We start from the raw sequence: 12,686 nt of genomic DNA, 5'->3' as shown, positions 1-12,686 counted from the left end.
TCTCTTTTCATTATTACCAAGGGACAAACTATTCCTTAACTTACCATCAACAATAGTATACGCTACAAAATGAAACAATTTTACTTTCTTCTACTCGCTGGCATTTCAATGGCTACGGCTCAAATACGACCTACAGCATCCCAAAAAGTTGATGAGTCACTTGTCTCTAAAAAGGCAATGGAGGCAAATTCATTGGTCAAGAATGTTCCATTAAAAAATATTGGCCCGTCGATTATGAGCGGCCGTGTGGTAGATTTGGCGGTAAACGAAGATAAGCCAACAGAATATTATGTAGCCTATGCCTCTGGTGGATTATGGTATACCAATAATAACGGCACGTCCTTTTCTCCTGTAATGGACGAAACTCAAACCCAAAATTTGGGAGATATTGCTGTGCACTGGGCTAGTGGGACCATTTGGGTGGGAACCGGAGAAAATAACGCCTCACGTTCTTCTTATGCAGGTATCGGTATTTTAAAATCTACGGATAAAGGTAAAACTTGGCAACATATGGGCCTGTCCGATTCGCATCATATCGGCCGTATTTTGGTCAATCCTAATAATGCAGATGAAGTTACGGTTGGTGTAGTAGGTCACCTCTATTCACCAAATGAAGAGCGTGGGGTCTATAAAACTACCGATGGTGGAAAATCATGGAAAAAGACCTTATTTATCAATAATAAGACGGGTATAATAGATGTGGCTTTTGCTCCTAATAATTTCAACATACAATACGCCGCAGCATGGCAAAAGGATAGAAAAGCATGGAATTTTATCGGTAACGGTGAAGGTTCTGGCATTTATAAAAGTATTGATGCTGGTAGTACATGGAATAAAGTTTCTACATCATCCAGCGGATTTCCTACGGGTGAAGGTGTTGGTAGAATAGGACTGGCGGTCTTTGATGAAAACACGGTTTATGCCGTACATGACAATCAAAATAGAAGAAAAAAATCTGAAGAAAAAAAAGATAAACAGCAAGGCTTGTCAAAAGACGATTTTAAATCACTTTCAAAAGAAGCATTCCTCAACCTGAATGATAAAGAACTGAACGATTTTTTAAAGACTAACAATTTTCAAGAAAAGTACCGCGCTGCCAATGTAAAGCAAATGATACAGAGCGATGCGGTTAAACCTGCAGACCTAGCGCTTTATTTAGAAAATGCAAATGCTATGTTATTCGATACACCAGTTATTGGTGCCGAGGTATACCGAAGCAATAACGGCGGTAAAACCTGGAAAAAACAAAATGACGAATACATCGATGACCTTTTCTATAGTTATGGCTATTATTTTGCACAAATTAATGTAGACCCAAATAATGCCAACGCGATTTATTTGGCCGGTGTTCCCATTATTTCTTCCAAAGATGGCGGCAATACCTACAAATCTATTAATAGTGACAATGTACATTCTGATCATCATGCACTTTGGATCAACCCAAAGTTAAAGGGTCATTTAATCAATGGAAACGACGGTGGTGTAAATACAACCTATGATGATGGTGAACATTGGGTTAAAAATAATTCTCCGGTAGTAGGTCAGTTTTATGCAATTGCGGTAGATAACCAAAAACCATATAATGTATATGGTGGCTTGCAAGATAATGGTGTGTGGATGGGGCCACATAATGCGGATGAAAATTCAGAATGGCATCAAGATGGTCAGTATCCATGGAAATCAATTATGGGAGGTGATGGTATGCAGGTTCAAATAGACAATCGCAACCCTAATATTCTCTACACAGGGTATCAGTTTGGAAATTACTACAGGTTAAATCTCGAAACCAAGAATAACAAATACATACAACCAAAGCATGAGTTAGGTGAAACACCCTATAGATTCAATTGGCAGTCTCCAATTTTATTATCCACACATAATCAAGATATTATATACATGGGCGGTAATAAACTACATCGCTCTTTAAACCAAGGTGATGACTGGGAAACTATATCTGATGATTTGACACATGGTGGGAAAAATGGAAACGTGGCTTACGGCACCTTAGCTACTATAAGCGAATCTCCATTCAAATTTGGTTTATTATACACCGGTAGTGATGACGGACTCATTCAGCGTAGCGACAACGGTGGTGATAGTTGGCACGTGATTTCTAAAAGTTTACCACAAAATTTATGGGTAAGCAGGGTCATCGCATCTAAACATAAAGAGGAAAGGGTATATGTTACCTTAAATGGCTATCGCGCAGACGATTTTACATCATATATTTATGTTAGTGAAAATAAAGGAGTGACTTGGAAAGATATTACAAGTAACATTCCTACATCGCCCGTAAACGTAATTATCGAAGATCCACAAAATGAAAATTTACTGTTCGTAGGAACCGATAACGGACTTTATCTTTCCCTTAATCAAGGAGCATCGTGGGAGTCATTTCAAAACGGAATGCCTTATGTGGCTGTTCACGATCTTGCTATTCAGTCAGAAGCCAAACATTTATTAGTGGGCACACATGGTAGAAGTATATACAAAGCAGATATCTCTCAAATAGAAAAATTAACTCCAGAAATCTTACAAAAAGGGTTGCACCTCTATCCGCTGGAAAACATAAGATTTTCAAGCAGATGGGGGAATTCGCGGGGCTCATGGTCCAAATCGAGCACGCCCGGTCTGAACATTTCCTTTTATTCGGGAACTGATGAAGTATATCATGCTACAATAAAATCTTCCGATGATATTGTAGTGAGTGAAACCGATATTATATCTGACCAAGGATTAAACATTTTATCCTCTGACATGGCCTTTTCTAAAATTGGGAAATTGAACTACCTTAAAAAGCACAAAACAGCGTTGAAGCAAGCCGATAATGGAAAAACCTATCTTCCCAAAGGCTCCTATTCTCTAGAACTTCAAGGTAATGGAGAAACAGAACAGATTACTTTTGAAATTGAGTAGTGAACATGAAAATAGTTGATTAGAATATATTACCAAATTTACTGGTTATCCATAACCCCTAAATTAAAAAAAGAATGTTAATCGGTTCTAATGAAATTCAACTATTAATCATGTTAGGTACTGCCATCTTTAAACCTTGTCAAAAAGTGGAGCTTCATAAATCTAATACAAGGTATGAAGTTTTTTTTAGACAAACCGGCAACGCTATTTTCGCAATAGAAGGCAAAGAGTTTGAAGTCGGCCCCGGAACTGTATTCCTACAGATCCAAGTGAACTACATACCCAAGAAAACCCATAAGAGACAAATGTAAGTCGATGCTATTTTTACATCGCTACATATTAACGCCATGGTACTACTATCTTTTAATTCTAAAAATAGGAGTGAAATTAGTATTCGGCAGTAGGTGAAATTACTTTAGTTGTTAGTTTTATACTCCCCCCCCCAAAGCAATATCCATTCAACTTTAAGGACATTAAAATATGTGTCAATTTTAGAATAATATTGTGGCCCTTAAATGTGACCTTTATAAAGGATTTGACAAGCTATTTTATTAATAATAATTACATTTACCCCCAATAAATTTCCATTTATGAAGCGGGTTAAGGAACTTGATATATTTAAACGCATTCGAGAAATAAGGGAGTTTGAATTTGGTGTTTTTTATTTCTTCAAGGGAGGAATAATAATATCGGAAATAAATGAAGGTGTTCTTTTTAAATGGGAAAATGCCGAAAAGGTTATGTCTGCGGCACAAGACATTTTTGGAATGGAAATTCCCATAATTTACATTGCCAATCGTATTAACAGTTACTACGTTGTTCCATCTAGTTGGGTGATGTTTTATAAAAATAGAAATGAGTTGGCATACTGTGCAGGCGTAGGGCAAACAAAAGGAAGTTTTGCCAGTGTTGTGTTAGAACGAATATTCTTTAAGAATTTCATCGCTCATTTTCAAGATTTAGACGATGCCCTACTATGGGCATTAGATAAATCAAATGCCATTAACCAACCTACCGAAGAATAAACCTCTGAGTTTTTGTTTAATAAATTTAATTCTTTGAGTCGATATTCTATTAAATTCTTCAACACCGAAAAAATTGATCTTAAAATCAGTCTAAATAGAGATACTAAAGTTCTTGAAAACTTGTTAATAACTTACCTGTACCGTAACTTTACATCGCAAAAAAAATCAACATAATGAGTAGATTGATAAAATCTTCAATAGCCCGAAAAGTAGTGATGGCACTTTCTGGTCTTTTTTTGGTCTTCTTCCTAGGCCAACACTTCGTCATCAATATTACCTCTGTGATTGCCCCAGATACATTTAATTCTTGGTCCCATTTTATGGGTTATAATCCTTTGGTACAATTTGTTTTACAACCAATATTAATTGCCGGTGTCATTGTACATTTTGTTATGGGAATTATTTTGGAAATTAGAAACAATAGAGCAAGAGCTATAAGCTATGCAAAGTATAATGGTGGTGCCAACTCCTCTTGGATTTCCAGAAATATGTTTATTACTGGGCTGGTTGTACTTGCTTTTCTTGGATTACACATGTATGACTTTTGGGTACATGAAATGGCCTATAAATACATAGAGGGTAGCTTAGAAGATCCAACACGTTATTATGCAGAGACGGTAGAAAAATTCGAACCGATATGGAGAACAGTTCTTTATGTAATTGCCTTTGGTCTATTGGCTTTGCATTTATTACATGGTTTTGCATCCTCATTTCAGTCAATGGGTCTCAATAATAAATACTCTCCGGCAATACAAACATTTACAAAGATATATGCCATTGCAATACCACTTGGCTTTGCATTCATTGCTATATATCATCACCTTAACCCAATAACACACTAAGTATGGGCATATTGGATGCAAAAGTTCCTGCTGGGCCATTGGCCGACAAGTGGACTTCACATAAAAACAAAATTAACCTGGTTAACCCAGCGAACAAACGTAATATAGATATTATCGTTGTTGGCACAGGATTAGCTGGCGGGTCTGCTGCGGCAACGTTAGCAGAATTAGGATATAATGTAAAAACGTTTTGCTATCAAGATTCACCTCGGCGTGCGCACTCTATTGCTGCACAAGGTGGTATTAACGCCGCAAAGAACTATCAAGGAGATGGGGATAGTAATTATCGCTTGTTCTATGATACTGTAAAAGGTGGTGATTACCGCTCTAGAGAAGGTAATGTATATCGTTTAGCAGAAGTATCGGGTCAAATAATTGATCAATGCGTAGCACAAGGGGTTCCTTTTGCACGTGAATATGGTGGCCTTTTAGACAATCGCTCTTTTGGTGGGGTTTTGGTTTCCAGAACATTTTATGCAAAAGGACAAACAGGACAACAATTATTGTTAGGTGCATACTCTGCTATGAACCGTCAAATAAATAGAGGTAAGATTCAACCGTTTAACCGTCATGAAATGATGGATTTGGTAAAGGTTGATGGCAAGGCCCGTGGTATAATTGCACGTAACTTGGTAACCGGTGAAATAGAACGTCACTCAGCACATGCTGTAGTTTTGGCTACTGGCGGATATGGTAATGTCTTTTTCCTATCTACAAATGCTATGGGAAGCAATGTTATGGCTGCTTGGCGAGCACACCGTAGAGGTGCGCATTTCGCTAATCCTTGCTATACGCAGATACACCCAACCTGTATACCAGTTTCTGGAGATCATCAATCGAAATTGACTTTAATGTCAGAATCGCTTCGAAATGATGGACGTATTTGGGTACCTAACAAAAAAGAAGATTCACTCGCAATTCGTGAGGGTAAATTAAAGCCAACTCAAATTAAGGAAGAGGATAGGGATTACTACTTGGAAAGACGTTACCCTGCTTTCGGTAACTTGGTGCCTCGTGATGTAGCTTCTAGAGCAGCAAAAGAGCGTTGTGATGCTGGTTTTGGTGTAAATAAAACAGGCGAAGCAGTTTATTTAGATTTTGATGCTGCTATCATGCGTTACGGTAGAGAAAAAGCCTTGACAAGTGGTCATAAAGATCCCACGGACAAAGAATTAAGAGCTTTAGGTGAAGAGGTTGTAGAGGCCAAATATGGCAATCTTTTTCAAATGTATGAGAAGATTGTTGATGAAAATCCTTATAAGACGCCAATGATGATCTATCCTGCGGTTCATTATACGATGGGTGGACTTTGGGTAGATTATAATTTACAGACCACTATAGAAGGATGTTATGCTGCGGGAGAGGCTAATTTTAGCGACCACGGTGCAAACAGATTGGGTGCTTCTGCTTTAATGCAAGGTTTAGCAGATGGTTATTTTGTGCTACCTTATACGATTGGAGATTATCTTTCTAATGATATTAGAACCGGAAAAATTCCTACGGATTCCCCTGAATTCAATCAGGCAGAAAAAGAGGTTCGTGACCGTATGGATAAATTGATGACCGGTAAAGGATTGCACTCCGTAGATTTTTATCACAAAAAGCTTGGTAAAATTATGTGGGACAAATGTGGTATGTCTCGGAATGCAAAAGATTTACAGGAAGCAATTGATGAGATTTCTGCTTTGAGAAAAGATTTCTGGGAAAATGTAAAAGTACCTGGAACCGCAAATAGTAAAAACCAAGAATTAGAAAAAGCTGGTAGAGTTGCCGATTTCCTTGAATTGGGTGAATTGTTCGCAAAAGATGCATTAGCTAGAAATGAATCTTGTGGCGGTCACTTCCGTGAAGAATACCAAACTCCAGACGGAGAGGCTTTGCGTGATGATGAAAACTTTAAGTTCGTATCCGCTTGGGAATACAAAGGGGAACCTAAAGATGCAGTATTGCATAAGGAAGAACTGAAGTACGAAAACATCGAACTAAAAACTAGAAGTTATAAATAAGAAGCTATGAAGCTGAATCTAAAAATATGGCGTCAAAAAGATGCCAAATCCAAAGGAAGCATGATGAACTATACCATAGATGGTATAGACGGCGACATGTCTTTTCTTGAAATGATGGACGTTCTTAATGAGGATTTGATTAATAAGGATGAAGAACCCGTTGAATTTGATCATGATTGTCGAGAAGGTATTTGTGGGTCTTGTTCATTGCAAATTAATGGTGAGCCACATGGTCCAGACAGGGCAGTAACTACCTGTCAATTACACATGAGAAAGTTCAATGATGGTGATACTATCGTAATAGAACCATTTAGAGCAAAAGCTTTTCCGGTAATCAAAGATTTAATTGTTGACCGCACTTCTTTTGATAGAATTCAACAAGCAGGTGGTTTTATCTCTGTAAATACCTCAGGAAACACACAAGATGCTAACGCTATTCCTATTGCGAAGGAAAAAGCTGATGATGCTTTCTATTCAGCAGCTTGTATTGGTTGCGGAGCATGTGTCGCAGCTTGTAAAAATGCGAGTGCTATGTTGTTTACTTCAGCTAAGATTTCTCAATATGCACTTCTACCGCAAGGTCAAGTAGAAGCTACCGAGCGTGTACAGAATATGGTTCGCCAGATGGATCTTGAAGGTTTTGGTAATTGTACCAATACCGGGGCTTGTGAGGTTGAATGTCCAAAGGGCATTTCATTAGAAAACATTGCCCGTATGAACCGTGAATATTTAAGTGCTACTTTAAAAGGATAATTACCACTCATAATAAATCTAAAAATCCCATGCTAAAAGGCGTGGGATTTTTTAGTTTTAGACTTTGCCTGAAGACTATAAAGAAAACCACATTAAGGTTCAGGGTTTTAACGAAGAATCTGGCTTTTTCACCACACCCAGTGTTCTAAAATCATGAGTTAAATTCGGGGTAAGAATACAAAACCCGAATTAGCCTTTAGAAAAAATTTGTATGCCGCTGGCTTCCGATACCGTATCGATTATAAAAAGTTAATCAGAAATTGCCTTACCCAGATACAAAACAATCTTTTTTATAGATGGTGCATACTGACATTTAAAGAATTGGGAAGAACGCAAACCCAAAATAAAAACAAATAGAGAATTTTAAATTGCCAAAATTGAACGTAATATGAAACGTGATAAAGAGGTAACTACTGAATTAAAGAAACTTGGCTATACCGTAATCCGGTATTGGGAAATTGATGTTAAAAAAAACTTGTCAAAATGACTAGGAGAAACCATTGTACCTTTAAAATCAGTTTAATTGAGCGAAAACTGATTATATATGAGCTCCATTAGGAAATCCTCAACCCTTGGGGTCTATTATTTAATGTGCATTTAACGGCATCTACCCCTTATTATTTGTAATTAAGTATCAAAGAATGTTTTAATCATTAAAACTACATATAAAGAGGATAGCACTTTTAGCTACCAATGGATTTGAAGAAAGTGAATTAACATCACCAAAGGAAGCAATGCTAAGAAAAGGCTTTGCTGTAGAAATAGTAAGCCCAGAAAGCGGTGTAATCAAAGGTTGGGCCGATTGGATTTAGTCAAACAGTTATAAGTTAGGTAAGAGCTTATAGGAAGTCAAAGCAGAAGACTATTCCGCCTTTGTACTAACAAGGTGGGGTAATAAATCCAAATATGTTAAGACCAAACGAGAATGTCTTAGAGTATGTTCGTGAATTCTTTAAAATAAAAAAACCTGTTGCTGCTATATGTCATACACAATGGATCTTAATTAGCGCCGGAGTATTAAAAGGAAGGAAATGACATCTTTCTATTCAGTTAAAGATGATTTATTAAATGCTGAACTAATCGAAGGGATTAAAGTAGGTAAACATGAAGTGCAACATGCATACTTTAAAGGAAGAAGAAAGCTTAACCAAATGGTTTGGCTTTATTTTATGACCTTTTCTAAATTTCATACATTTACTTTTATGAACTATGCTTTGCTTACTTCCAAATCTAAACTGCCAGATGTAAAGACGACAATTTTTACAACTGTAGGAACTTTAGCCCGAAAACATAATGCGATTGACCTCTCACAGGGTTTTCCAAATTTTGACGCTGACCCCAAATTACTTTCCTTAGTTACCGATGCTATGGAGAGTGGACATAACCAATACGCACCTATGCCCGGTTATTTGGGCCTTAGAGAAGTTATCTCAGAAAAAATCGAAACGCTACATAACCACCGTTATAATCCGGAAAATGAGATTACTGTAACTGTAGGCGCAACTCAAGCTATCTATACAGCCATTACTGCCTTTATTGGCTTGGGGGATGAGGTAATTGTCATTAAACCTGCGTACGACTGTTATGAGCCCGCAATTGCCTTAAACGGAGGGAAAGCTATATATGTACAATTAAACGCTCCGGATTATACTATTGACTGGTCAGATTTCAAAGAAAAAATCAGTAACCGAACGAAGATGGTAATTATTAACACTCCTCACAACCCGAGTGGAAAAATACTATCTAAGCAAGATATGTTAATGCTTCAAGAACTATTGAAGCCTACTAATAGTATTCTGCTCAGTGATGAAGTCTATGAACATATCATTTTTGATGGAGAGACCCACCACAGTGCCTCCCGTTTTAAAGACTTGGCCGAACGAAGTTTTATCTGTGCGTCCTTCGGAAAAACATTTCATGTAACTGGATGGAAAATTGGTTATTGTGCCGCTCCAGCTGAACTCATGAATGAATTTAGAAAAGTACATCAATTCGCTGTTTTTTGCGTGGACCATCCGGTTCAACGTGCTTTAGCTATGTATTTGAAAAATACAGCCCATTATCTTGAATTAAACAATTTCTATCAACAGAAAAGAGATTTTTTTCTTAATGGTATAAAAGCAAGTCGATTTAAATTTACTCCCTCCCAAGGAACCTATTTTCAATTACTAGACTACACAGATATTACCATGGAAAATGATGAATCTCTCGGAAAACGATTGATTGTAGACCATCGATTAGCTAGTATTCCGATTTCTTCATTTAACATTAAGAACCGTAATGACCATATGCTACGGTTTTGCTTTGCTAAAAAACAGGATACTTTAGAAAAGGCTATAGAAATACTCTGCTCTTTTTAATTTATACAGTTAACTTTTACTTGAAGGCAGCAGTAACTTTCTTCATGAATTCTTCAATTTTATTGGGTTCTAACCAACGGGTTATGACCACTACATCATGTTCCTTGTCAATTACGATAAAGTTACCTCCAAAACCGGCGGCATAATAAATATTTTCAGAAAGTCCTTCCCAATGGCGGTCACCTTTTTTATTCAGCCACCACATATATCCATAATTAGGATTTGGAGTAGATGGCGTAGTTGCTTTTTTAATCCATGAGGAGGAAATCAATTGTTCGTTTTGCCATTTACCATTATTCAAAAAAAGCAGCCCAAATCGCGCCATATCTTCTGTATTAATAAATAGTCCAGCGCCAGAATGACCTCCACCGGTAACCGATTTCATTTTAAGTCCATCGATTTCTGTCCATGCATGATCATACCCGAACCATCGCCAAGTAGTTGATGCATCAATTTTGTCCATTATTCTTTCTTTAAGTACAAGTGGCATGGGCTTACGCCAAAGATGGGTTAGAGAATAGGCTAAAACATTTACACGAACGTCATTATACTCCATTACCGTACCTGGTTCTTTTGGTTCCTCGAACTTCCAATCATCAATATCACCTTCACTTGATGGTCTATCGGCCCAATCCTTACCGCCCCATAACTCACCCGACCAAGCTGAATTTTGTTGTAATAAGTGCTCCCAAGTAATTTTAGAATTATGAGCGCCCTTAAAAGTATCATCCCATATATAATGAGCAACATTATCCTTGGTATTGGACATCAAACCGTCATCTTCTGCCAGACCCGCCATAGTACTCAAAAAACTTTTGGTAACACTAAAAGTCATATCTACCCTTTTCGTATCACCCCATTGTGCTACGATATAACCGTTTTTAAGAATAATCCCAGCCGGACCTCCGCGCTTTTTGGTAGGCCCCAGAATCTGATGAAAAGGTTCGAGTTCAAATCCTTTTAAAATTGCGATACGCAAATCTCGTGAACCAGAATATTCGTTGGCCTCTGCGAATGCCACTGCACTATTCAGTTCCTTTTCGTTAATTTTAAAAGATTTAGGAGTTTTACGTTCCCAGCTGGAATTAGCTTCTGGGAAATAATATTCTTGCGCATGTAATTTCAGGAAACAACAAAACAGGAGTATAATTAGGTAACGTTTTTTCATAGGACAGTATTTAAACCTACAAGTTACCTAAATCAAAACGCATTAGCCAATCTGTTTGTTCATCTAGACCTATAAAGTAAGGATGTGTTCCAAATTTCTGAAAACCGTGTCTTTGGTAAAATTGTATGGCCCGTACATTCTTTTCCCAGACCCCTAACCAAAGCATGTTTTTACCATCTTCAATTGCTATATTCTTGACCTGAACAAGAAGCTGTGCCCCAAGTCCCATCCCTTGATATATCGACAAGACATAAATGCGCTCAAGCTCTAAGCTATCACTCAATTTAACATCTGTTTGTGCGGTTCCGACATTAAGCTTGAAGTAAGCTACCAATTCTACGTTGTTATACACAAAGTAAAATTGAGTGTTTGTATTTGCTAACTCTCCTTTTAATGAATTTTCAGAAAAAGCCTTTTCTATGTAGTTTGCAAAATCATTGCGATTGTTATCTTTTTCAAAAGCTTCAACAAAGGTTTGTTGTGAAATTTGAATCAATTGATTTAAATCAGTAGTCTTACATTTTCTATATTTAAGTACCATACCGCTAAAATAAAAAAAGGAGCAAATTTCTTTGCTCCATTCGGGGGAATTTAATAATTAAAACTTGGGTTAACGAATTATTCTGACCACTTTGGAATTTCTCGTATTAGTAAGTCAATCGTTAACAGGGCAATTTTCAACTTTACTATATTTTCTTCCTAATTAAACTGCATACCTAAAGATATTTTATTAAGATTTCTCTTTTTGTGCGAATATTTTACCTTCTGCTCTGATGAGAACAGTACCATCTTCTGTCTCTTTCATTTCAACTAAGTCATCTGGGAAATCGGTGCCAGGATACCTAACTATATAAGTTCCATTTTCTACAGACCATTTAAAATCGGTTAAGAAAACTACTTGACCTTTTCTATAGCCATGAAAACGACCCATATAGACATCGTTGAAAATCCATTCCTCATTGTCTATCACCATTTTATTAGTATTGGTGGCAGTTTTTACGGAATGTTTCCAAATACCAATAATCGGGTCATCATTTAATTCAATTTTTGAACAGGAGCTAACCAGTACCAATAGGAGCATGCACTTTAATACGGATTTCATGTTAGGTTAAGTTTATAAAGCGATTTGGGATTCACTTTGTATTACAATACAAATATATGTAGCTTTTTTCTTACATTTTAATATTTGTGGTAAAACGCACTATACTTGTTGTGTAGCTATACAAGTTTAGTTGAGAAGGATAACAAAATTCTACTTATACCTCTCCTATGTGAATAACTTGATTCTAAGTAATTGGTAAAATTTGGCAAAAAAAAGAGCGACTTGTCTAAGTCGCTCTTTTTTAACTGATAGAAAATACGTTATATCATAAATAACTTTTTAGTAAGTCTTAAAAATCCGCTGAAAAAATCATTTCGGTATACTTGTACTTTTTCTTTTGATACAGCGTGGTTAAATTGAGCATTCATGTTGGTTAAGTATTTAATAACCTGAGTTCGATTAAAACATAACTAGTTGATTTGTTTTAACGGTTTGATATTTGATGCTAGGTTTCTTGGGCAAGAAGCTATATGCAATAAGGCCTGAGATAATATTCACCAAGAAATTACCAAAG

The 12,686-nt window shown here is 36.8% G+C and carries 12 protein-coding genes; 9 read left to right on the top strand and 3 right to left on the bottom strand.

The genetic code is table 11. The annotated features are described in order from the left end of the window. Positions 1–69: 69 nt before the first annotated feature. The 9 genes from ES765_RS12730 to ES765_RS12695 all read left to right on the top strand — a co-directional run bounded on the left by ES765_RS12730 (position 70) and on the right by ES765_RS12695 (position 9,902). Positions 70–2,916, top strand: a complete 2,847-nt coding sequence (locus ES765_RS12730; RefSeq protein ID WP_138114703.1) for a VPS10 domain-containing protein — start codon at positions 70–72, stop codon at positions 2,914–2,916. 590 nt (positions 2,917–3,506) lie between these two features. Then, positions 3,507–3,941: a hypothetical protein gene (locus ES765_RS12725; RefSeq protein ID WP_138114702.1), complete on the top strand. Its 435-nt coding sequence runs from the start codon at positions 3,507–3,509 to the stop codon at positions 3,939–3,941. Between the two features lie 173 nt (positions 3,942–4,114). Beyond that, positions 4,115–4,783, top strand: a complete 669-nt coding sequence (locus ES765_RS12720; protein ID WP_138114701.1) for a succinate dehydrogenase cytochrome b subunit — start codon at positions 4,115–4,117, stop codon at positions 4,781–4,783. Positions 4,784–4,785: 2 nt separating this feature from the next. Next, the gene (locus ES765_RS12715; RefSeq protein WP_138114700.1) at positions 4,786–6,789 is read left to right on the top strand and encodes a fumarate reductase/succinate dehydrogenase flavoprotein subunit; all 2,004 of its coding nucleotides are present in this window, start codon (positions 4,786–4,788) and stop codon (positions 6,787–6,789) included. A gap of 6 nt (positions 6,790–6,795) precedes the next feature. Continuing rightward, positions 6,796–7,542 (top strand): succinate dehydrogenase/fumarate reductase iron-sulfur subunit, encoded by a 747-nt coding sequence (locus tag ES765_RS12710; RefSeq protein WP_138114699.1) that lies wholly within the window; start codon positions 6,796–6,798, stop codon positions 7,540–7,542. Positions 7,543–7,930: 388 nt separating this feature from the next. Further along, entirely contained in the window at positions 7,931–8,029 is a 99-nt protein-coding gene (locus tag ES765_RS22320; RefSeq protein ID WP_249356372.1) for a very short patch repair endonuclease, read from the top strand. 178 nt (positions 8,030–8,207) lie between these two features. Beyond that, entirely contained in the window at positions 8,208–8,354 is a 147-nt protein-coding gene (locus ES765_RS22735) for a DJ-1/PfpI family protein (RefSeq protein ID WP_317131418.1), read from the top strand. Between the two features lie 94 nt (positions 8,355–8,448). Further along, positions 8,449–8,577 (top strand): DJ-1/PfpI family protein, encoded by a 129-nt coding sequence (locus ES765_RS22730; protein WP_317131417.1) that lies wholly within the window; start codon positions 8,449–8,451, stop codon positions 8,575–8,577. 167 nt (positions 8,578–8,744) lie between these two features. Continuing rightward, positions 8,745–9,902: a methionine aminotransferase gene (locus tag ES765_RS12695; RefSeq protein ID WP_138114762.1), complete on the top strand. Its 1,158-nt coding sequence runs from the start codon at positions 8,745–8,747 to the stop codon at positions 9,900–9,902. Between the two features lie 16 nt (positions 9,903–9,918). Here the strand turns inward: ES765_RS12695 and ES765_RS12690 are convergent, their stop codons facing one another. The 3 genes from ES765_RS12690 to ES765_RS12680 all read right to left on the bottom strand — a co-directional run bounded on the left by ES765_RS12690 (position 9,919) and on the right by ES765_RS12680 (position 12,172). Next, complete coding sequence (locus ES765_RS12690; RefSeq protein WP_138114698.1) at positions 9,919–11,070, bottom strand: serine hydrolase domain-containing protein; 1,152 nt, start codon at positions 11,068–11,070, stop codon at positions 9,919–9,921. 16 nt (positions 11,071–11,086) lie between these two features. Further along, the gene (locus tag ES765_RS12685; protein WP_138114697.1) at positions 11,087–11,611 is read right to left on the bottom strand and encodes a GNAT family N-acetyltransferase; all 525 of its coding nucleotides are present in this window, start codon (positions 11,609–11,611) and stop codon (positions 11,087–11,089) included. Between the two features lie 189 nt (positions 11,612–11,800). Further along, entirely contained in the window at positions 11,801–12,172 is a 372-nt protein-coding gene (locus ES765_RS12680; protein WP_138114696.1) for a hypothetical protein, read from the bottom strand. Positions 12,173–12,686: the final 514 nt, after the last annotated feature.

This window comes from Maribacter sp. ACAM166 (assembly GCF_005771495.1).
In the GTDB taxonomy this organism is placed as follows: Bacteria; Bacteroidota; Bacteroidia; order Flavobacteriales; family Flavobacteriaceae; genus Maribacter.
This window is presented reverse-complemented; position numbering and strand designations above follow the sequence as displayed.

Bases quoted from the DNA above. Each gene is read 5' to 3' on its own strand.
- ES765_RS12725 (WP_138114702.1), top strand. From the start codon at position 3,507: ATGAAGCGGGTTAAGGAACTTGATATATTTAAACGCATTCGAGAAATA.
- ES765_RS12685 (WP_138114697.1), bottom strand. From the start codon at position 11,611: ATGGTACTTAAATATAGAAAATGTAAGACTACTGATTTAAATCAATTG.
- ES765_RS22320 (WP_249356372.1), top strand. From the start codon at position 7,931: ATGAAACGTGATAAAGAGGTAACTACTGAATTAAAGAAACTTGGCTAT.
- ES765_RS12720 (WP_138114701.1), top strand. From the start codon at position 4,115: ATGAGTAGATTGATAAAATCTTCAATAGCCCGAAAAGTAGTGATGGCA.
- ES765_RS12730 (WP_138114703.1), top strand. From the start codon at position 70: ATGAAACAATTTTACTTTCTTCTACTCGCTGGCATTTCAATGGCTACG.
- ES765_RS12695 (WP_138114762.1), top strand. From the start codon at position 8,745: ATGAACTATGCTTTGCTTACTTCCAAATCTAAACTGCCAGATGTAAAG.
- ES765_RS12715 (WP_138114700.1), top strand. From the start codon at position 4,786: ATGGGCATATTGGATGCAAAAGTTCCTGCTGGGCCATTGGCCGACAAG.
- ES765_RS12690 (WP_138114698.1), bottom strand. From the start codon at position 11,070: ATGAAAAAACGTTACCTAATTATACTCCTGTTTTGTTGTTTCCTGAAA.
- ES765_RS22730 (WP_317131417.1), top strand. From the start codon at position 8,449: ATGTTAAGACCAAACGAGAATGTCTTAGAGTATGTTCGTGAATTCTTT.
- ES765_RS12680 (WP_138114696.1), bottom strand. From the start codon at position 12,172: ATGAAATCCGTATTAAAGTGCATGCTCCTATTGGTACTGGTTAGCTCC.
- ES765_RS12710 (WP_138114699.1), top strand. From the start codon at position 6,796: ATGAAGCTGAATCTAAAAATATGGCGTCAAAAAGATGCCAAATCCAAA.